The organism is Nesterenkonia sp. HG001, assembly GCF_034438835.1.
Lineage (GTDB): Bacteria > Actinomycetota > Actinomycetes > Actinomycetales > Micrococcaceae > Nesterenkonia > Nesterenkonia xinjiangensis.
In genome coordinates this window covers 43,011-63,013 of sequence record NZ_JAOSZD010000005.1, presented here as the reverse complement: position 1 = coordinate 63,013, position 20,003 = coordinate 43,011, and the positions used below count along the sequence as shown (strand labels likewise).

General features: G+C 67.1%; 20 protein-coding genes and 1 tRNA gene. 14 read left to right on the top strand and 7 right to left on the bottom strand.

Annotation, left to right across the window (positions count from 1 at the left end; all coding sequences use genetic code 11):
- The first annotated feature begins 2 nt into the window (after positions 1-2).
- The 7 genes from ODE13_RS09820 (at position 3) to ODE13_RS09790 (ending at position 5,925) form a co-directional block, all read left to right on the top strand.
- On the top strand, positions 3-812 hold the full coding sequence (locus tag ODE13_RS09820) for a hypothetical protein (RefSeq protein ID WP_322479115.1): 810 nt from the start codon (positions 3-5) through the stop codon (positions 810-812).
- A complete protein-coding gene (locus tag ODE13_RS09815; RefSeq protein ID WP_322479114.1) occupies positions 809-1,288 on the top strand; it encodes a hypothetical protein in 480 nt (159 codons plus the stop codon). The genes ODE13_RS09820 and ODE13_RS09815 overlap by 4 nt, the downstream gene beginning before the upstream one ends.
- The gene (locus ODE13_RS09810; RefSeq protein WP_322479113.1) at positions 1,285-3,387 is read left to right on the top strand and encodes a glycosyl hydrolase family 18 protein; all 2,103 of its coding nucleotides are present in this window, start codon (positions 1,285-1,287) and stop codon (positions 3,385-3,387) included. The genes ODE13_RS09815 and ODE13_RS09810 overlap by 4 nt, the downstream gene beginning before the upstream one ends.
- Positions 3,388-3,397: 10 nt before the next feature.
- Positions 3,398-3,685 carry a hypothetical protein gene (locus ODE13_RS09805; RefSeq protein ID WP_237090044.1) on the top strand — a complete coding sequence of 96 codons (288 nt, stop codon included), beginning with the start codon at positions 3,398-3,400 and terminating at the stop codon, positions 3,683-3,685.
- Positions 3,686-3,746: 61 nt separating this feature from the next.
- Complete coding sequence (locus tag ODE13_RS09800; RefSeq protein WP_322479112.1) at positions 3,747-4,916, top strand: N-acetylmuramoyl-L-alanine amidase; 1,170 nt, start codon at positions 3,747-3,749, stop codon at positions 4,914-4,916.
- Positions 4,913-5,212, top strand: a complete 300-nt coding sequence (locus ODE13_RS09795) for a holin (RefSeq protein WP_322479111.1) — start codon at positions 4,913-4,915, stop codon at positions 5,210-5,212. Before ODE13_RS09800 ends, ODE13_RS09795 begins: the two co-directional genes overlap by 4 nt.
- Before the next feature lie 32 nt (positions 5,213-5,244).
- The gene (locus ODE13_RS09790) at positions 5,245-5,925 is read left to right on the top strand and encodes a hypothetical protein (protein WP_322479110.1); all 681 of its coding nucleotides are present in this window, start codon (positions 5,245-5,247) and stop codon (positions 5,923-5,925) included.
- An 81-nt stretch (positions 5,926-6,006) separates the two neighbouring features.
- Here ODE13_RS09790 and ODE13_RS09785 read toward each other — a convergent pair whose 3' ends face one another.
- From ODE13_RS09785 to orn, 7 genes are all read right to left on the bottom strand, one after another.
- A complete protein-coding gene (locus ODE13_RS09785; protein ID WP_322479109.1) occupies positions 6,007-6,483 on the bottom strand; it encodes a hypothetical protein in 477 nt (158 codons plus the stop codon).
- Between the two features lie 105 nt (positions 6,484-6,588).
- Positions 6,589-6,813 carry a hypothetical protein gene (locus tag ODE13_RS09780; protein WP_322479108.1) on the bottom strand — a complete coding sequence of 75 codons (225 nt, stop codon included), beginning with the start codon at positions 6,811-6,813 and terminating at the stop codon, positions 6,589-6,591.
- Complete coding sequence (locus ODE13_RS09775) at positions 6,810-6,983, bottom strand: hypothetical protein (protein WP_322479107.1); 174 nt, start codon at positions 6,981-6,983, stop codon at positions 6,810-6,812. Before ODE13_RS09775 ends, ODE13_RS09780 begins: the two co-directional genes overlap by 4 nt.
- A 585-nt stretch (positions 6,984-7,568) precedes the next feature.
- Entirely contained in the window at positions 7,569-8,576 is a 1,008-nt protein-coding gene (locus ODE13_RS09770) for a hypothetical protein (protein ID WP_322479106.1), read from the bottom strand.
- A 343-nt stretch (positions 8,577-8,919) separates the two neighbouring features.
- Complete coding sequence (locus ODE13_RS09765; protein ID WP_322479105.1) at positions 8,920-10,104, bottom strand: tyrosine-type recombinase/integrase; 1,185 nt, start codon at positions 10,102-10,104, stop codon at positions 8,920-8,922.
- A 95-nt stretch (positions 10,105-10,199) separates the two neighbouring features.
- Positions 10,200-10,275, bottom strand: a tRNA-His gene (locus ODE13_RS09760).
- Positions 10,276-10,455: 180 nt separating this feature from the next.
- Positions 10,456-10,983 carry an oligoribonuclease gene (gene orn / locus ODE13_RS09755; protein ID WP_322479328.1) on the bottom strand — a complete coding sequence of 176 codons (528 nt, stop codon included), beginning with the start codon at positions 10,981-10,983 and terminating at the stop codon, positions 10,456-10,458.
- 219 nt (positions 10,984-11,202) lie between these two features.
- Between orn and mptB (ODE13_RS09750) the strand changes: the two genes are divergently transcribed.
- The 7 genes from mptB (ODE13_RS09750) to ODE13_RS09720 all read left to right on the top strand — a co-directional run bounded on the left by mptB (ODE13_RS09750) (position 11,203) and on the right by ODE13_RS09720 (position 19,788).
- Positions 11,203-12,819: a polyprenol phosphomannose-dependent alpha 1,6 mannosyltransferase MptB gene (gene mptB / locus ODE13_RS09750; RefSeq protein ID WP_322479104.1), complete on the top strand. Its 1,617-nt coding sequence runs from the start codon at positions 11,203-11,205 to the stop codon at positions 12,817-12,819.
- Positions 12,812-14,527: a polyprenol phosphomannose-dependent alpha 1,6 mannosyltransferase MptB gene (gene mptB / locus ODE13_RS09745; RefSeq protein ID WP_322479103.1), complete on the top strand. Its 1,716-nt coding sequence runs from the start codon at positions 12,812-12,814 to the stop codon at positions 14,525-14,527. Before mptB (ODE13_RS09750) ends, mptB (ODE13_RS09745) begins: the two co-directional genes overlap by 8 nt.
- The gene (locus tag ODE13_RS09740; RefSeq protein WP_322479102.1) at positions 14,524-15,870 is read left to right on the top strand and encodes a glycosyltransferase family 87 protein; all 1,347 of its coding nucleotides are present in this window, start codon (positions 14,524-14,526) and stop codon (positions 15,868-15,870) included. Before mptB (ODE13_RS09745) ends, ODE13_RS09740 begins: the two co-directional genes overlap by 4 nt.
- Before the next feature lie 118 nt (positions 15,871-15,988).
- Entirely contained in the window at positions 15,989-16,864 is an 876-nt protein-coding gene (locus ODE13_RS09735; RefSeq protein WP_322479101.1) for an SOS response-associated peptidase, read from the top strand.
- 61 nt (positions 16,865-16,925) lie between these two features.
- Positions 16,926-17,927 carry an AEC family transporter gene (locus tag ODE13_RS09730; RefSeq protein ID WP_322479327.1) on the top strand — a complete coding sequence of 334 codons (1,002 nt, stop codon included), beginning with the start codon at positions 16,926-16,928 and terminating at the stop codon, positions 17,925-17,927.
- A gap of 197 nt (positions 17,928-18,124) precedes the next feature.
- Complete coding sequence (locus ODE13_RS09725) at positions 18,125-19,336, top strand: tyrosine-type recombinase/integrase (RefSeq protein ID WP_322479100.1); 1,212 nt, start codon at positions 18,125-18,127, stop codon at positions 19,334-19,336.
- A gap of 113 nt (positions 19,337-19,449) precedes the next feature.
- A complete protein-coding gene (locus ODE13_RS09720) occupies positions 19,450-19,788 on the top strand; it encodes a hypothetical protein (RefSeq protein WP_322479099.1) in 339 nt (112 codons plus the stop codon).
- The last annotated feature ends 215 nt before the right edge of the window (positions 19,789-20,003 follow it).

Here is a 20,003-nt window from a genome sequence, read left to right as displayed (position 1 = left end):
GCATGCACGGCGTGCTGAATGTCGGCCAGGACCGACCCGCGAAAATCACCCTCCGCGTCGGGGTCCGGTCCCTGCCGTCCGAGGCGGAAGTCACCGTCACCGACGTGCAGCTGCAGCCCGGCGCCACCGTCACCGGGTGGATGCCGCACACCACCGAGCTGCCATGGTCGGCAGGAGTCAGCGAGGAGGCCGGCATGTACCCATCGGCGAACCTGGTGGAGCTCGACGAGAGAGTCCGCGCCATCGAGGAGGACGGCACCGAGGACAGCACCGCCCGATCCTGGGCGCAGGAGGCACAGAGCACCGCCGACCAGGTCCAAGGCGAGGTCGACGGACTCAGCTCGGACGTCAGCGACCTGCAGGACGACGTCTCCGCGGTGCAGGATCAGCTCGCCACGGTGCAGGACGAGCTCACCGCGATGCAGTCCCGCCTCGAGGCCGTCGAGGAGTTCGCCGACCGCGCCGAGGAGGGCACCGGACTCCGGGACATCACCGACCTGTTCCCGAACATCTCCACCAACTTCGGGATCTACACGGAGCGGCGCGGCCCATTCGTCGCCCTGTACGTGGTGGCGGTGGACTTCGGCGAGGGCACCTATGACGAGGCCGACGTCTACCCCGAGGGGTTCCGGCCCTCGCAGACCTACTACGCCACCGTCGCCGAGGGCATCGGCAGCCCGGAGCTCGGACTGCTGACCGTGTGGCTTCACGGCCGATTCCGGGTCACCGGACCGGACGGGCAGTTCCGTCTCTCCGCGCTATGGGTCACTGAGGACGACTGGCCCGACACGCTGCCAGGTGATCCGGCGTGAGGCTGCAGCGACCCCTCCACACCCCCGGAGGTGTCCGGCGCATCACGCTGCGCATCCGCGCCCGCGACCTCCCGGCCACGGCCCGCATCGACATCACCGACGTGCAGCTGCAGCCCGGCAAGCCGGCCACCGGCGTCACCGTCAGCCCACGGGAGGTCGGCACCCGGCCGGGCGGCCGCCAGTACCGGAACGCAGTCATCCAGGACGGGCTCGAGGTGGTCGCGCTGGCGAACCTGGACGCCGCGACCCCCGTGCAGGTCGGGGTCGCCACCACCAGCCCCGGCGACGTCCGTGTCGGCTCCTACCGGTTCGGTGAGGTCGACGGGACCGCGGAGGTCGACGGCCGCCGGCACAAGGCCTCTCAGGGCTGGGGCAGGCCTCCCATCATCACCCGCCGCTCCGACCTGTGGGTCAGGACCGAGACAGACGACCGGGCGCATCTGCGCCTGGCATGGGAGGACAGGGAGCCAGAATGACCAACGCGTCGGCGGTGTGGGTATGGGTCGGGCTGCTCTGGAACGAGCGGGTCCAGTTCGCCCTCGAGCACTACGGCGACCGGATCACCGACGTGGCGATCTTCGCCTGGTCCGTCGACCGGAACGGAGGCCTCACTGAGACGTTCGACCCCAGCCTCCTCGACCCGTACCGGGAGCAGTGGCCGCACATCCGGTTCTGGGGATGCTTCCGCAACATGGACGACCCCGACGACGGGCCGCGGGCGATCTTCGATGCGCTCCGGGACTCGGCGGCAGCGCGTGGGCACCTCGCCGACCAGGTCCAGTCGCAGATGTTCGAGGCCTACCCGTGGCTCTATGGCGTGGACATCGACATGGAGTATGGCGGCGACACCCGCTCCGAGGAGTCGGAAGCGATATTCCAAGCGGTCGCGGACCGGGCTCACGGGCTCGGCCGCGAGTGCTCCGCAGCCCTTCCGCCGTTGACCAGCACCGGCAGCATCGGCGGGGAGAACTGGGTCCGCTACGCGCAGCTCGGCAGCATCCTCGACCGTGTCGAGATCATGTCCTACGACTTCGCATGGAGCGGCAGCGCGCCGGGACCGATCAGCCCCGGCTTCTGGCTTGAGGAGGTCTACGACTGGGCCGCCTCCCAGATCGACCCGGCCAAGGTACACATGGGCCTGCCGCTGTACGGACAGTTCTGGCGCATCCACCGCAAGCCGGACCCCACGGAGTACCGCGGCCTCCCGGGCAGCTACTACGCCGCCTGGCAGATGTTCACCGGCGTCACCCCGTGGTCCAGCCGGCACCACAACACCGGCTGGATCTGCTACCGGGACCAGTCCTCCGAATCCCTCTGGGGGATCAGCGACTGCTACGACTGGCGGTTCCCCCAGCAGACCGAGACCAGCCGCGGCGTCCTGTTCGATCAGTTCCAGCAGCGCGACTACGCCGTCCGATATGGGCTCCCCTCGGCGGTGCCGCTGTGGAGCGTGACGGACAACAGCGTCGGCGACGCCCACCTGACCTACCAGTTCCACGCCGCCGAGGTCATCGACAACACCGGCCGACCGGTGTCACCGCGCACCGGGTACACGCTGACCACGGAGGTCATCAAGCGTGACCCGGTCGCGGCCACGATTATCGACGACTACGCCGGAGCCTCCGAGCTCGACAACCTCTACACCCAGCCGGACGGGGAGACCTGGTTCTGGTGGCAGCAGGACCAGAGCAGCTACTCACAGTTCCGCGGGTCCGGCCGGCTGCGGTTCGCCAATGACTTCGGCAGCCAAGCGCTCTACGCGCTCGCCCGCTACCAGTACGTCGACGCCGGCGCCTTCCGTATCACCCTGCAGGGCATCACCGCGGAGGCCGACAACACCGGGCAGGTCCGGCTCCTCGACACCGACGGCACGGAGCTCGCCAGCATGACCTCCGCGTCCCGGCCGGTCGGCGCCGACCCCGGCAGCGGCCGGGCGGTCCTCGCCCTCCGCGTCCGCGAGGGCACCGCCCGGGTCTACTACAGCATCAGCGAGACCAGCGTCCCCCTGGCCCTCGAGGAGGACGTCACCCCTGCCATGGACGGCGTCGCAGAGTATGACACCACCGGGCAGGTGTGGCTGGATCACAGTTACCTGGGCGACGGGTGGTGGTACCAGCCCCGCGAGGCATTCGAGGTCGAGGTCAACGGCAGCACGGAGCTGTTCGGCCGCCTGCCCCGTGAGGGCGTCGAGTGGGACGACCGCAACCGGTTCCGACCCCTCGAGGACGTCGACGAGCCCGAGTCCAGGGCCGGGCAGGAGACCAGCATCTCCCAGGACTGGGTCTATGAGCACTGGCAGGGCTTGCCGATCGCCACTGGGGCGGACACCGAGGTGGTCGTCCGGCCGACCGACCACGACGTGTGGATCGGCCGGCTCATGGTCATCGACCGCGACGGGGCCAGCCTCGTCTACTTCTCCGACGCGCAGACCATCGTCCGCTGGCGCGGCCGGGCAGACCACGACTGGGGCCTCGCCGGCATCGCCCTCTGGACGATCGGCCAAGAGGATGTCCGCCTGTGGGACCAGCTCGAGGGCGGGGAGCTGCCAGCCGAGACGAAACGACTCAACGCATGAAAGGCGTCGAATGAGCACAGCCGCCATGACCGCGATCATCAGCCTCACGGGGGTCATCCTGACCGTGATGGCCGCGACCCAGGGGCACCTCTGGTCCCGACTGAAGCAGGCCGAGGATAAGGCCGAGCAGGTGCGAGCGCACTCGCTGGAGCAGGACCGCCGCATCGGTGAGCTGTGGGACAAGCGGCGAGAGGATGCGGTGGTGATCCGGCTCCTCGGCGACCACATCGACACCCTGGAAGATCACATCCGTGACCGGCGCGAGCCTCCGCCGCCGCCCCGCCCTGAAGGGCTCTGATCACCCTCGACCCCCGTCATCCGGCGGGGGTCTTCCTATGCCCGATGAACAGGAGACCCTGATGTTCCTCACTGGCCTGGACCGGCTGCTCCGCGACGCCGATGTCCCCTTCCGCACACAGGACGGCTGGCAGACCCGCACCGCCCACAGCGGGGGTTTGACCGAGGTGCGTGCGGTCATGTGGCACACCACCGAGACCTCCGACTCGACGTTCCGTGCCTCGTCCTCCGACGCTCCGACGTTGAACTACACGGTCCGAGGCCTGGGCTATCCCTTGTACGGGATCTTGATCGGCCGAGACGGCACCGCGCACATCATCGCCGCCGGCACTGCCGGGCACGCGGGCCGCGGCTCCGGGTTCGGCATGCCCCGGGACAACGCGAACCGCTACTCCGTGGGGGTCTCGTTCGACGCGAACGGGTCCGGCCACCCGGTGACGGCTGCGCAGCTGGAGACCGGCGCACGCATCGGCGCCGCCTTCGACGAGGAGTGGCGTGGCGAGATCCGCCACGTCATGCACGGCGAATGGGCGCCGACCCGCCGCACCGATCCCACCGGCGTCGACTGGGAGAAGCTGCGCGCCGCGATCGACCGCGGCCGCTGGGCCACCGACGCGGCAGCAGGAGGCGGGACACAGCCCGCCCCATCGGCGCCCTCGGCGTCCGAGGACTTCCTCGTCGGCGGCAGCCGCGTTCCCGTCCACCCGGCCGCCACCCGGGACCGTGACCCCATCGGCCACGTGGGAGCAGGGCACGCGATCCGTCGAGACCCCAGCAGAGACACCCCGGGGTGGTTCGGGGTCGGTGATCACTGGTTCGTGCACCGATCCGAGGTCGAGGGCACCGACGCCGACACCAGCGCCGGCCTCTACGTCGGCCAGTGGCCCGGACGCGCCCTGCCCGGCCGCGACGCCCACACCTGGGAGTCTCACTACGCCTGGGTCGAGCTCCTCGCCCGGGTCGGCTACGACGACGATGACCTCACCGAGGCGATCCAACGGTGGCTCGACGACCTCGGGGAGGACGTCGGACCGGCAGACGGCGACTTCGGGGAGCGCACTACGGCGGCGCTGCAGGACTTCCTCACCACCCGGGACCACTACGCCGGCCTCATCGACGGGGTCCGTGGGCCGATGACCATCGGCGCGGAGCTCGCCTATCTCAACGCCCAGCTTCGACACCTTGACAGCAAGTGGCCGCAGCACGCCCGTGCGCCGAGGATCAACCGATGAACACAGGAGGACCGCTCATGTACAGCATCACGTTCTGGAAGGACGCCGCCGAGCGCGCCGTCGCCACCATCGCCCAGACCTGGGCAGCCCTGATCGTCGTCGCCGTCGGCGGCGAGATCACGGGCGTGATCGACCACGCCGCCATCGACTGGGCCGGGATCGGGATCACCGGCCTGATCGCCGGGCTGCTGTCCGTACTCAAGGCCGTCGGCGCCGGAGCCTCCGACGGAAACGCGGGTATCGGCTCACTCAACGTCCCCCGCGAGCGCGACGGGGGAGACCAGCCCGGCCAGTGAGGCCGGGGAAACCGAGAGAACTGGAGTAGTCTATGAGCATTGAGCAGCACAACCGGGCCATCATCGAGTCCAGTGCCCGCGAGAAGATCCTCCGAGCGCTGTCGGAGGTCGCTGAGAAGCTCGATCCGCAAGATGACTGGCGCCCACTGCTGGATCGTGCCTACGAGCTCGGATACCGGCCCGACTGGGATGGCTCGGTGGACTTCAACACGGGAGTGTTGGTCGGCGGATCGCCGATTCACACGATCATCGATGTGGAGGAAGCCCTCAACGAGGACGATGCACTCGCCCTGGGACACATCGATCTGGCCACCTACGAGCTCGGGAAGCGGATCTCCGGCGAGCCGACGCCGGGTGCCACCACGGAAAGTGATGCGAACCTGAGTCAGACGTCCCTTGCGTCGACATCAAGCACCAGCGCTATCTACGGGTGGACACGGAGCACCTCCGGGTCTGACTTTGAGCAGGGCGCCTGGCAGGTGGCCTACACGGACACCTACTACCGCACGCGCACCATCCGTCGCCACGGCATCCGCTGGGGCAACGCGGGAGGCGGACGAGGGGGCCGCGCCTACTGGGAGTACACCGGCGCTGGCCACAACTCTCGGCAGTGGTCGAAGTGGCGCCTGGAGACGGGGTCCTCGACCACTTCCTGGGCAGCCTGGAGCGTCGAGGTTGCAGCCTATCGAGCGCAGATCGGAGTGGGCTGGTAAGGACGTACACGTAGGGCCGCGCCCAGCACCTGACTCGGTGCTGGGCGCGGCCCATTCGTGCGTGTAGAGGAAGCCCTGGAGTCAGGGGAGCTCGTTCTCGCAGTCCTCCTCGGAGATGTAGCCCTCATCGCACATGTCGTCGACGGACATGGCGTGGCGGACGCTGATGAGCTCGTCGAGGGTAGATCCGTCGTCGTATACGTAGACCGGCTCCTCGAAGGTGATCGAGCCGTGAATGTCGGGTTCGCATCCGAGGTCGATGGCTTCGGAGATCAGCGAGTCCATCTCATCGAGGAATTCGTCCGGGTCGTCGGGCGCCTGGGCGGCGAGTTCGTCCTGGTATGGGCAGGGCTCAACTTCTGGCGCATTGATGACCGGGCGGGGAGTGTCGTCCGCGTCGCTGGACTCTCCTCCGGGCTCTGGGTGGATGGCCTGCTCGGCGTTGAGGGCATCCGCGCTCTCGGGCTCAGGCTCTCCGGTCTCATTGCAGCCAGTGATGGCCAGCAGGGTAGCGGCGCCGACGGCGACCGCGGCGCGGTGAATGGTGCGAGTGTGCATGGTGTCCTCTCTGATGCGTACCCCTATAGCGTGTTGATCTGCGGATGAGTCTACGCACCGGGTGTGACATGGGTCGATGACAGGCGGGTCACGATTCGGTAGATCTCAGCGGGGCCTGTGTTCCTTCAGGAGCTTGTACAGGGTGACCCGGTTGATGCCGATCTCCTCGGCTAGGCGTGTGGCCGTCACGCCGCCGTCCAGGGCCTCCTGGAGTGATGCGGCGCGCTCGGCCTTCAGTTCCCGCTCACGGGTGCGCAGCTGCTCCTGCTCGCTGCGCACCCGCTCGTAGGTCTGTTGTGCCTGTGAGATCAGTTCCTCCTGGCTGCTCATCGTCGGGGCTCCGTCTCGGTGCGGTGCCGCTGGATGCCCATCCCGGAGATGAAGCATCCGGCGGCGGCGATGATGACCGCGAGGTGTGGCCACTGGCCTGCGGCGACCAGAGTGCCAGCGAGGACGGCGAGGGCTGCCCAGGGCCAGGGTGTGCGGATGATGCTGTTCATGGTGTGGAGCGGATCGTAGAATGGACCCCGAGGTCGGGGACCTGGATACTTACCTTATCCAGGTCCCCTTCCTCATTTCCCGCAGTGCGGGCATCGTGCGGGTCGGGGGAACCGCCAGGCCAGGATGCTGACTGCGATCCCTGCGGCCCCGATGATGAGTCCGATTGTCTCGATCCGCCTCACCTCCTTTCTTCTGTTTTCAAGTGCTCCCCTTGAGCACACTTCTATTGTCGCCTAGTAGGCGACATAGCGCAAGTTGGCGATGAGGGGAGAACGACTCCAGATCAGGCTGATGGAGCCGGCCGCCGTGAACAAAGCCCGGCGGCCCGGGCGGTCGGTGACCATGTTCGTCGCTGGATGATAATGGTCGCCGCATGATCAGCGCCCGGCCTCCCTCGAGGGAGGCCGGGCGCATCTGTCGTTCGGCCTAACCAGTGACCTGGCCTGCGAACTTCTGCGATACCTAGAGCGGTCACCATCGCAGGGAGCACCAGGATCCAGGCCACTTCCCGGGAGGCCTTGCCAGCAGGTTCTTAGAGGGGCGGATCCGGGACGGTGTGAGGTGCACGGCCCCGGATTTTGAAGCTAGTTTGTCGGCTCCCAAGGGTCGTCCGAAATCGACCCTGGGGGAAACTCAATCCGGTCGGGATGCGTTACGCCGCCTCCAAGACTGAAAACGCGCCACCCTTCACCAGGATAGAAAACTAGGGTGACGTACTGGACCCGGACTTCTGCCGAACCACCCGCTCCGACGTTGTTCGCACGGTCCCCTTCATGCAGCAGCCGGACATAGGCAACTTGAGGCGCTGGGTAGCTGACGTAGGCACCTACCCCGAAGTCTCCAAGCTCGTCCCCCCAAGATTGAACGGAGGCGTCGTCCAACTCGTTCCAGCCGGACGCGTTCTCAGCCAGGAGCGGGGCCAGCTCGGAAAGCTTGACCGGCGGGTCTTCACGAGTAATCAGGCTAACGAACTGGACAACGGTCCAGACCGGGTTGAGACCATTGGACGCCTCGACCTGCCGAGGATCCCCCTTTTCCTCGGGCGCGCTAGCCTCGTCTTCAACAGATTTCAGCTGCAGGGCTCCGTCGAAGTCTCGGACCCACCTGTGGCCGTCAGCATCGGAGAATTCCAGCCTTGCAATCGGTTCTGAAGGCAGTTGAAGGCCGCCTCCATAGGCTGCTATCCCTAGCGAGATGTCCCAGGAGCGGTGACGCGCTGGTGGAAGCGTTGGAATTGGAACTGGCACTGCCAAGGGCCCAACTTGGATCAGGGGACGACTAACCCCAACGACGACATGAACGTCGAATACGGGCGCATTGCTCTCGTTGGCGACGTGGATCAACGCCTTCCGCACGTAGTGCGTACCGTCCGAAGAGGGATGTAGTTCCGTCTCTATCCACGCCGAAACTAGAGTTGCTGAGCTGCGCTTCTCGGCCTTCGCGTTCGACTCTTGATCTTTGACCCTTTGCTTCTCCGTGCGGCGTGCTTGAATACCTGCGGCGAGTGCCAGCACGACAGCAACTGCAGTAGCACCCACGGTGCCCACAGCCTGCGCGGCTTCCCACCAGTCCGCCCCCCACAGTTCAGGCATACATCCCCTTGGTTTTGATCCTCGGACTTGTGCATCTTCCGGTCAAATGCAGTCACCCCGATCATATGACAGCGCGTCGAGGTGACAATCCAGGCCAGCGACTACTCCTTCTCGACAGAGAGCTGCGCGTTCTGGGAGCCTCAGCAGTAGCCTGCGCAATGGGGCTAGCCAGCATCAGGGATCTCAGTCGCGAAGTGTCCCCGCATCCATGTGGAAAACGGTAGACCCCGGGTTGGGCCAGCGTGAGGGGGACGCTGTATCGGCCAGACCCGGGGACCGGATCACTCGCTGTTGCACCAGACGAGGTGAGACCGGCCTACGGGGAGGGTCTGACACGAACGGATCATGACGCCGCGAGCTCCGCGGTCCCACCACCCAGGGCCTTGGCCGCGAAGTTGGCGGCCTGGTAGTGCGCGTCGGGCTTCAGGTGCGCGTAGTGCTTCTCTGTGACGTTCACTGACGAGTGACCCAGGTGTCGGGAGAGCTGCCAGATCTCCATGCCCGCATCGAGCATGAGGGACGCGTGCGTGTGTCGCAGGGCGTAGAGGTCCGGCTTCTTCGTCAGCGGCGCCGGCGTCTCTTGGCCCTCCGTGTCGATGCCCGGCTTGCGGAGCTTCCCGACTCGGCGCTGCCAGGTCTGATACATCCGCTTCCGGCGGAGCCGCACGCGCTGGGCGTTCTTCCCGGGGCCGGCGGCTTGAGTGAACAGGGGCGCAGACGGTGGTCGACCCTCGACCAGCGGGCGCAGCTCCTCGACGGCCGACGGCGGAAGGCCGACAGTGCGGACGGCCCGCTCGGACTTCGGCTCGCCGATGTAGTCGCCCTGCTCTCGGTCCTGCTTGATGGCCTTCGTGACGCGGATGCTGGGCTGCTGGGCAGTCAGGTTCACGTCCGACACGTCCAGGGCGCAGAGCTCCTGCGGCCGGAGACCCGTGGCGAGCATGATGCGATACGGGGTCGGGTTGCACAGGCCGGAGATGATCAGGTCCACCTCCTGGAGGGAGAGGAACTGGTCTCGTTCGACCTTCTGCGTCTTGGCCCGTGGAAGCAGTGCGTCGTCCCAAGGGCTGGCGTCGAGCCACCTGTACTTCACCGCATGGGAGAGGACCGGGGAGAGCGTACCGACGATGTTGCGGATCGTCTTCGGGGCGCGGCCCTTGTCCTCCAGGGTGGTCACGATCGCCCGGATGTCGTCGGCCGCCAGGGATGAGACGGGGTAGGACCCGATGGCGGGGGAGAGGTGGAGTCGCCAGTAGCTCTGATAGTTCTGCCGCGTGTACGGCGTTCCTCGGTGGCGCTCGATCCAGTGCTCGAATACATCGTCGAGGCTGGGGCCAGTGTGCTTGACGCGGGCGAGGTCTCGGCCTGCGGCATCCTGGTCACCCCTGTGCAGCTCGATGAGCCGCTTCCAGTCCTCGGCCTCCTGGCGCGACTTCAGGGTGATCGGTGGTTGGCGCTTGCCCTGCTTGTACCAGGTGACTCGCCAGGATGATCCCGATTTGTTGCGGCGCTCCTCGATGACTGCCATCCGGCCAGTCTAGGCGCCGCCAGGTGCGATTTTCTCGGTTTGAGGTGCGATCCCCGGGAGTCCGGCTCTACTTGCCCGGAATCCCGGGGATCTCTTGGGGTGAGCGACGGGGCTTGAACCCGCGACCCTCGCGACCACAACGCGATGCTCTACCAGCTGAGCTACGCCCACCATGATCCGGCTTCGGACCTCTTGGTCCTTCTCGGATCTCTGCTCGACCGATCCGGTGTCCGGACCGCTCGAGCAGCGCGAATCAGTCTACACATATTTCCGTCCGGATGAGACATCGAGCCCGGTCGGAGCGGAGTGTGATCTCGGCCGCACCTGGGCGAGGGCGTCGTCGGGGCTGCCTCAGAGGGCCCGGAACACGGTTCGGCGGTAGTGCTTGAGCTCCTCGATGGAGTCTCGGATGTCACCTAGGGCACGGTGGTTGCCAGTCTTCGCCGGTGCCTCGGCGCGGGCTTCGGGGTACCAGCGGGAGGCGAGCTCCTTGATCGTGGAGACGTCGACGATCCGGTAGTGGAGGTGGTCCATGAGCTTCGGCATGCCCAGACGCAGGAACGCCTTGTCCGCATGAACGGTGTTTCCGGCCAGCGGCGCCACACCCGCCTCCGGGACCCAGGCCCGCACATAGTCCAGGACCCGGCGTTCGGCCTCTTCGAGGCTGACTCCGGAGTCCAGCTCCTTGAGCAGGCCGGAATCGGTGTGCATGCGGCGCACCACCGGAGCCATGCCCTCCAGGGCGCCCTCCGGAGGTCTGATGACGACGGACACTCCGTCGCCGAGGATGTTCAGCTCGCTGTCGGTCACCAGGGCGGCGGCTTCGATGAGGACATGCGAATCCGGGTCCAGTCCCGTCATCTCGCAGTCGATCCACACCAGGCGGCCGGACCAGTCACCGGCGCCGCTGGATCCCGAAGGTGCCGTACCCTGCCGGGTGCCCTGGGTGGTGGTGGGGGCGGTGTCGTCTGCAGTCGTCTCAGTCACGGACCAACTCTATCGGCCGGGTCCCGACGCCGACACCGCAGCTTCTCCGCGGTCGGGACGGCGCCTGATCCGGGCCGAGCCGGAAAAGGGGTCGGTGGTATCTTCGTGGGGATGACCGACGTGGCCGGCGCCGAGAACTCCGCCTCTGCCCAGCGCAGACCCGGCGGGGCCCTCAGCGACACCGTCACGCAGGGTGCGCGCCGGCTGGCCGCGCTCGGACACACCACACACCGCCCGGCGGGCCCCCTCGGTCCGCTCGTCGAAGGTCTGGTGGGCTCCCTGATGGTGCTCTTCGGCTCCCTAGGCGTGGGGTGGCTGGTCAGCACCTCGCCGATCGCCCGCCTGCCGTGGATCATCCCGCTGCGCACCGAATCCCTCGGGGTGATCATCTGCACGGTGGCCCTCACATTGGGCTGCTGGGTGATGTTCCGTGCCTGGCTGCGGCTCGGACGGGCCCTGGACGGGTTCGGGCCCAAGACGCTGCGCACGGTCAACCTGGCGGTGGTGCTGTGGTCACTGCCGCAGCTCGTCACTCTTCCGATCTTCTCCCGCGACGTCTTCGCCTACTTAGGCCAGGGACGGCTGGTGCTGGCCGGTGAAGACCCCTACACCACCGGGGTCTCGAGCCTGGACAACTGGTTCCACCTGGGCACCGACATCCTGTGGGCAGAGTCCGAGACCCCGTACGGTCCGCTGTTCCTCTGGATCGAGGCCGTGGTGATGAGGCTGACCGGGGAGAGCCCGGACCTGGCGATCCTGCTGTTCCGGCTCGCCTGCGTGGCCGGCGTCGTGCTGATCATGGTCTACGTGCCGAAGCTGGCGGCGCTGCACGGCGTGGACGGAGCGCGCGCCCAGTGGATCACGGTGGCCAATCCGCTGCTGATCATCAGCTTCATCTCCTCGGCCCACAATGACGCCCTGATGGTCGGCTTCGCCCTGGCCGGGGTCCACGCCGCGGCACGTGGCCACGGAGTGCTGGCCACGTTGCTGGTGGTCGTCTCCATCGGGATGAAGCCCATCTCGATGGTCCTGCTGCCGTTCATCGCCCTGCTCTGGGCCGGTCCGGCGGCGAGCTGGAGCCGTCGATTCCTGTACTGGACCTGGACCGCGGGGATCGCCGCAGTCGTCCTGATCGCCGTGGGGGTCGTCCAGGGCTACGGATTCGGCTGGCTGGCGGTGATGGCCGGCACCGGCACCGGCAGCGTCTTCTGGTCCCCGCTGGGCATCGCCGACGGCATGGTCACCACCGTGCTGAACTCCCTGGGGATCCCCAGCTACTGGACCCTGGACACGCTGAAGCTCATCGGCCGACTGCTCTCGGTGATCATCGTGCTGGCACTCATGTTCCGCGGCGATCCCCGGCATGTCGTGCAGCGGATGACCTGGGCGTTCACCGCACTGGTGGTGCTCTCTCCGATCATCCAACCGTGGTACCTGCTGTGGCTGCTCCCGCTGTTCGCGGTCACCGGCATCCGGAAGGACTGGCAGTTCAAATGGGTCGTCTTCACCGTCGGCTTCTTCCTGGCATTCGGCGCCTCGGACCAGCTCTCCATCTGGCAGTTCCTGGACATGGATCAGCAGATGGTCGTCCTCTCCCTGGCCCTCTCCTGGGCCTGCATGCTCTGGCTGGGCCTGTTTGACCGGGGGACACGGTGGGTCGTCTACGAGGGATGGAACCTGCCTGCGCTGCGGCTCGAACTGCCGCGTCGGAGGAGAGAGAGTGCGTGACACCCTGATCTCGCGCGCCGCCCTCCGGACACGTGATGTGCTCGGTTCCTTCCCCGGCACCGCGTGGCTGATCGGTGGTGAGGAGGCCGCCGCCTCGCACACCCTGCGCCAAGGACTCCTGGCCTCCCTGATGATCATGGTCGGCTCGTGGGGGGTGGGCTGGCTGGCGATGACTCCCTCCTCGGTGCTGGCCGTACACCCGCTGCTGCTGCCGCTGCGCACCACCACCGCAGGTGTCATCACCTGCGCGGTGCTGCTGAGTCTGGGGGCGATGCTGCTGGTGCGCTCCTGGCTGCGGCTCTCCCAGCGCGTCGGTGGCTGGCACGAGGGCGCGACGTCGACCATCCGCCGCGCGGTGCTCATGTGGGGCGCACCGCTGCTTTTCACCGTGCCGATATTCTCCCGGGACGTCTATTCCTATCTGGCCCAGGGCCGGGTGCTCCACGCCGGGCTGAACCCCTATGAATCCGGTGTCTCGGAGCTGCCCGGGTGGTTCATGGAGGGCGCCGACGGGCTGTGGGCGGAGTCGCCCTCACCCTATGGGCCGTTGTTCCTGCTGGTGGCCCAGCTGATCTGGTTCCTCTCCGGCGGGGTCCCAGAGGTCTCCGTGATGCTCTTTCGGCTGCTCAGCGTCGCAGGGGTGGCGATGATGCTGCTGGTGGTGCCGCGCCTGGCTCGAGCCTTCGGCTCCCAGCCGGCATGGGCGTTGTGGCTGTGCGTGCTGAACCCGCTGAGTCTGCTGGTCTTCCTGCCGGCAGCCCATAACGACGCCCTGATGATCGGGCTGCTGCTGCTGGGCATGTGGTGCGCACTGCGTCGACGGCGGCTCGGCGCGGTGCTGCTGATCACCGCCGCGGTGGCGGTCAAACCCATCGCGATCACGGTGCTGCCCTTCGCCGTGCTGCTCACCCTGAAGAACCCCACACGCATCGTGGGCGACTACCGGGCCCGGCTGCGGGAGTGGGCCTTCGCCGGGCTGCTCTCCGCCGGACTGCTCGTGGGGGCGGGGATGCTGCTCGGCGTCGGGCTGGGATGGATCACCGCGGCGCTGGGCGCCGGATCCGCCATCGCCCCGGTCGCACCGGTCGGGCTGCTGGGCACCGGGTTGGGCCTGGTGGCGGCCGTGGCCTGGGGCGCGGACCCGCAGCAGACCGCCTCCTGGATCTACACCGGCGCGCGTGTCGTCTCCGCTGCGGTGCTGGCCTGGATCCTGCTGCGCCGCCGCCTCGGCAACCCGGTGCTGTGGGCCGGGGTGGGGCTGATCGTGGTGGTGCTGAGCTCCACGGTCGTCCAGCCCTGGTACCTGCTGTGGATCCTGCCGCTGTTCGCCGTCGTGCATGTCCACCGCGGCCGTGCGTTGGTGCTGGTGAGCCTGCTGATCACGGTGCTGGTGCTGATCTCCCTGGTCGGCCAGCTCTCCGTGGCCCAATGGATCGACACCACTGTGGTGCAGACGGTCGCGGCCGGCGTCGCGACGGTCTACCTCGTCTACCTGCTGGTCTTCGACCCGAACACCACCGAGCTGTTCGACATGCGGCGCCCCTCACAGATCTGGAATGCCGCCGTCGGATGGACCGGCCTGGGACAATTGACCCGATCCCCGGCCCCCGTGCCCGCGGAACTCCGGCTCGAGGGCTCCGAGAGATCCTCCCGCCCTGACCTGCCCGCTCCTGCGGACGCCCCGGACCGACCTGAAGGAGCCCGGTGACCAGCACCGCCGAGATTCGCCCCACGCCTCGTACCTCTCGGCTGCTCTGGATCCTGCTGGCCGCCACCTGCCTGGGCGCGGTCCTCTCGGTGCTGGCTGTGCAGTGGTGCCGGATCAACGGATGGACCGACCCGGGCCAGCACGTGCACATGTGCTACTCCGACTTCGCGCTGCTGTTCACCGAACGGGGTCTGGCCGCCGGGCACTTCCCGTTCCTCGGGGACGCCCCGGAGGGCCAGGCCATGGAGTATCCGGTGCTCATCGGCGTCGTCGCGGGCGTGCTGTCCTGGCTGGTCCCGGGCACCGGCGAGGGGCCCGAGCGTGTCCTGGCCTTCTACGATCTCAACCATGCTCTGGTAGTGCTCTGCTGGCTGGGCACCGTGCTGGCCACGGCCTACTCGGCGGGGCGTCGTCGTTCGGACGCGATACTTGTGGCCCTGGCCCCGGGCATCGTCCTGACCCTGTCGGTGAACTGGGACATGTGGGCGGTCTTCCTCGGCGCGCTGGCACTTCTGCTCTGGGGTCGAGGCCGACCCGGCTGGGCCGGCGTGCTCATCGGTCTCGGGGCAGCGATGAAGCTCTACCCGTTGTTCTTCTTCGGCGCAGTGCTGGTGCTGTGCGTGCGCTCCGGGCGCCTACGCTCGGCGGTGACCACCCTGTCAGCAGCTGCGGCGACGTGGCTGGCGGTCAACCTGCCGTTCATGATCGCCGCATTTGACCAGTGGGCACTGTTCTATCGGTTCTCCTCCGAGCGCGAGGTCAGCTTCTCCTCGATGTGGCTGGCCTTCGGCTGGCTCGGGCTCGACGGCGAAGGCTTTTCGCTGCTCTCCAACGGGCTGTTCCTGCTGTGCTGCCTGGGAGTGGCCTACCTGGCCTGGGCGGCCCCCACGCGGCCTCGGATGGCCCAGCTGTGCTTCCTGATCGTGGCCAGCTTCATCCTGCTGGGAAAGGTCTACTCGCCACAGTTCGTGATGTGGCTGATCCCGCTGGTGGTGCTGGCGCGGCCCCAGGTGCGGGGCTTCGTGGTGTGGCAGGCCGCCGAGGTGTTCCACTGGGCGGCGGTGTGGCTGATGAGCGCCAAGATCACCTCCGGCGGGGAGTTCGGCGCCGGACATCACCTCATCGAGGCCGCCTACGGGCTGGGCATCGTGCTGCACATGGCCACCGTGATCTACCTGATGGTGCAGGTGGTCCGGGAGATCCTGCATCCGGAGCGTGACGTGGTGCGTCGGGGAGCGCCCGACGACGCCTACGACCCTCTTGCCGGAGTGCTCGCCGGCCATGGTGACACCTTCGCTCTCCCCGGGCTGGGCCGCCCGGCCGAGCTGCGGCTGCGCTGGTAGGTCTGCTCGGCCACGTGCTGCCCGCAGCCGCCGACGGCGCTCGGGTCCGCGGGACTTCTGCCGCCGCCGTCGAGCACGTACGCTCCGGAGAAGTGGAGGACGTGGGGAAGGGAGAGTCATGTGTGGACGCTATGTGATGGCACTGCGCGCCGGTGACCTGGTCGATGCACTCGAGGCCTGCGGGATCGATGACGTCGTCCTGGCCGGCCCGGCCACTGGCGTTGATGCGTCGCCGGCGGGTCCGGAGCAGTCGTGGCGTGTCTCCTGGAACGTCGCGCCCACCTCCACTGTGCCGATCCTTGTGGAGCGGTATCAGGAGGGTGCGGACAAGCCCGAGGCGGACGCGGGGCGACAGCGGGAGATCCACCCGGCCCGGTGGGGCCTGCTCCCGCGGTGGGCGGAGACCCCCGCGTTCAGCTCGAAGACCTTCAACGCCCGCTCCGAGACGGTGGTCTCCAAGCCCAGCTTCCGCTCTGCGGTGCGCCGCCGACGGTGTGTGGTGCCTGTCCAGGGGTACTACGAGTGGAAGGTGTCCGAGGACCCGCAGACCGGCAAGACCGTCCGCGTCCCGCACCTCGTCCGAGACCGTGAACGGCCGCTGATCCTCTTCGCTGGTCTCTACGAATGGTGGAAGGACCCCGAGCGCGAGGCTCAGGGGCGGGACGCCTGGGTGCTCTCCACCACGATCCTCACCGGCCCGTCACCCGATGTCGACGACGACGGCGCAGGCACGGCCCACGGTGACCGTTCGGTGCTCACCGAGCTGGCCCAACTGCACGATCGTCTGCCGCTGGCCGTGAGCGCCGAGGAGGCGGCCGACTGGATCGCTCCGGGGGAGCGGAGCCGGGAGGCCACGGAGGCGGATGTGGAGCGGCTGCGGGTCGGAGCTGTGGAAGTCGCCCACGGGTGGACCCTGCATGAGGTGGACCGTGCGGTCGGCAATGTCCGCAACGACTCTCCTGAGCTGATCCGGCCCCCTGACGTCATGTTCTGAGCCCCGCTGGGCGAGGCTCGGGGGAGCGCCATCGATGACCTAGGATCGAACGGTGCTCTCCATGCTCACGACGATCGCCCCGATGTTCCTCGTGCTCGTCGTCGGATTCCTGGCGGGCTTCGCCTCCCGATTCCGCGGGTTCCAGGGTGCGCTGAACGCCTTCGTCTTCTATTTCGGACTGCCGGCCTTCGTCTTCTCCGCCGTGGTGGCCGCACCTCCGGCTGACCGATTCCCGGTGGGGGCGGTGATCATCGCCGCGGTGGTCACGCTGGCGCTCTCCGCGGGCACCTACGGCGCGGCCCACCTGCTGGGGTCCCGAGCCCGTGCCGGGGCGGCGCCGACGTCGCTGGCGGCCACGTTCGGCAACGTCGGCTACTTCGGCATCCCGATCACGCTGAGCACCATTGGGCCTGAGGCCGCACTGGCTGCCGGCATCATCCATCTGGTGCACAACATGATCTACATGACCGGCTATCCGGTGGTCCGCACGGCCCTCGGCGGGGCTCCGTCCACGCGGCCGGGACCAGGGGATGCAGGAGACACCCCCTCAGGGGTCGGGTTCCGCTCCGCCTGGCGACGTCGGCTCTGGCCGATCGTCCGCCGAGCGGTGCTGCTGAACCCCATCGCGCTCTCCATGGCCGCCGCGCTGCTGGTGGTGATGACCCCGCTGGCCCCGCCCCAGGTGCTCTCGGAAGGGGTGGAGATGATCGGACAGACCGCGGTCCCGCTGGCGCTGTTCGCCGTGGGGCTGGCCATGCACCCCGCGCTGGAGGGCATCCGCAGCGGCGGAGTGCCCAAGCGCTCGATCGCGCTGGGCACTGTGGTCAAGCTTCTGCTGCTGCCTGGGGTCACCTGGCTGGCGGTGCTTCCTTTCCTGGACCACCTGGGGCCGGTCTGGGCCGCGACGCTGGTGCTGATGGCGGCCATGCCGTCGTCCACCACGGTGTTCATCTTCTCCGAGCAGTACGACGGGGACGGTCGGCTTGCTGCCTCAGTGTTGGTAGCTACGACTGTTCTCAGCGTAGTGACATTGCCGCTGATCGCTGAGTTCATGCGGATCTAGGCGGGTCGAAGGCCCCGGGGAATCGAGGTCGAGAGGGCACGGTTGGACGGGACGGTTGGTCGGGGCGTAACACCTCGTGACCGATTTACGACCGACTTTCGGAAGGCCCCCGCGGTGCGACCCGTTCCTGCCCCCTCACCCTTCACGAGTATTTCCGGACACTTTTGGTACGTACCGGAGAATCGGAATGGAGTGTCATGGGACGACCAGGACTGCGGATCGGCGAGCGTGGCAAGATCACCTACTTCCAACTCGACGACGGATCATGGAGGGCCCGGTGCTACTACCGAGACAGCCGAGGCCTTCGACGCGAGCTCACGGTGCGTGAGTCCACCAAGGGGAGGGCGACCACGGCGCTGAAAGCGAAATGGCATCGCAAGTCGCAGGACATCTTCAACGGTCGTCTCGGCGGTGAAGGGGTGACGCTCGCCCAGGTATTCGACAGTTGGTTCGAACACCTGGAGAAGAAGTCCCGGCGGACCGGGCATCCGCGCCTTCGATCGATCAACGACGACCGCTACGTGGTGAAGAACCACGTGCTACCCGTCGCGGGAAACTGGGCGATGGACGAGATCACCGTCGGAAAACTCAACGAGCTTTTGTGGTCGATTCCGACAACTGACGGCTGCCTGATGGCTACGGCTCGACGCGTACAGACGATTCTTTCGCGTGCGTGCGCGTACGCAGTCGCACCTGAGCTTCTGCCCTTCAACATGGGTCGTGAGACCGAACGCATCCAGTACAAGGCTCCTGAGCCCTCTGTGATCTCGGCAGAAGACCTCGCCGAGGTCCGTGAGGTCTTCCGCAGGTGGTGCGATCACCCCACACGTGAGCGCACGCCGATCCTCGACATCATCGATCTTATGCTCGCCACTGGGTGCCGAATCAGCGAGGTCCTCGCCCTGAGCTGGGACAAGGTCCATCTCGATGACGAGGTTCCCTGGATCCTGGTGGATGCTGGGACCAACTATGAACCTGGCAAGGGCCTCTACATCGACACCACTAAGTCCGGCAAGGCGCTGCGCATCGCGCTACCGACCTTCGCGGCTATCATTCTGAGGCGTCGCCTCGATGCGAGAACAGATTCTGATTTCGTTTTCCATACAGCTACCGGGCGCCCGTACTATCTGTCATCGGTCGAGAGGTCGGTCAAGTACGCGATGGCTGATGCTGACCATTTGAGTCACGTGTGGAACGGGGGATTCAGATCTCACAGTCTGCGCAAGACCGTCATCACCGCCGTTGAGAGACGGCACGGCCTGGCCGCCGCAGCCCGGCAAGCTGGTCACTCCGACGAGTACACCACCAGGAAGTTCTACGTTGCGCCGAACCTCGAAACCATTGACTACACCGGCGCCATCGAGTCCATCGTCAAGATGGAACAGCCGGTCCTGGCTGACGCAGCCTGATGCGGCAGAGCCTGGCGAGATGCCGCTACCGTGGTTCGACCTCATATCCGCGTAGCGGGGCGAGCCGAGTGCCTGAGGAGCTCACAAGAGCTCCTTCCGGACACCGGACATGCATGACACTTCACCAGCACGCCGCTGTCCCTGTCCCTGGCACTCTCGGCGAGGACACCACTACACGACTGCTATGGTTGGACTTCGAGACCAACTGTCTGCACGACCGTGGCTATGAGGTCCATGTTCTGGAGGTGGCCGCTGTGGTCACCGATGCGAGCCTCGATCAGTTGGCTGTGTTCGAGCCGATGGTGATCCGCGCACCCGAGTCTGCCTACGAGTCCATGGACGACTACGTACGCACCATGCACACCACCAACGGGCTGCTGGCCGAGTCCCGGGCCTCGACCACGACGGTGGAGGAGGCCGATGCCGCATTGGCCGACTTCGTCACCAAATAGCTCCCAACCAAGGGGACAGACTCGGAGACCCCCGGCTATGACTACAAGGGTGCAGTGGTCGCTGGCTCATCTGTGGGCAGCTTCGACCTGCGGGTGCTCTCCGAGCGTTTCCCAGCCACCCGCGCCTTGTGCTCGTACCGGACCTACGACGTCTCCGCAGTCAATGAGTTCGCCGTCCGGCTCGGTGTCGAGAGTCGGAATACCACGACCTCGGC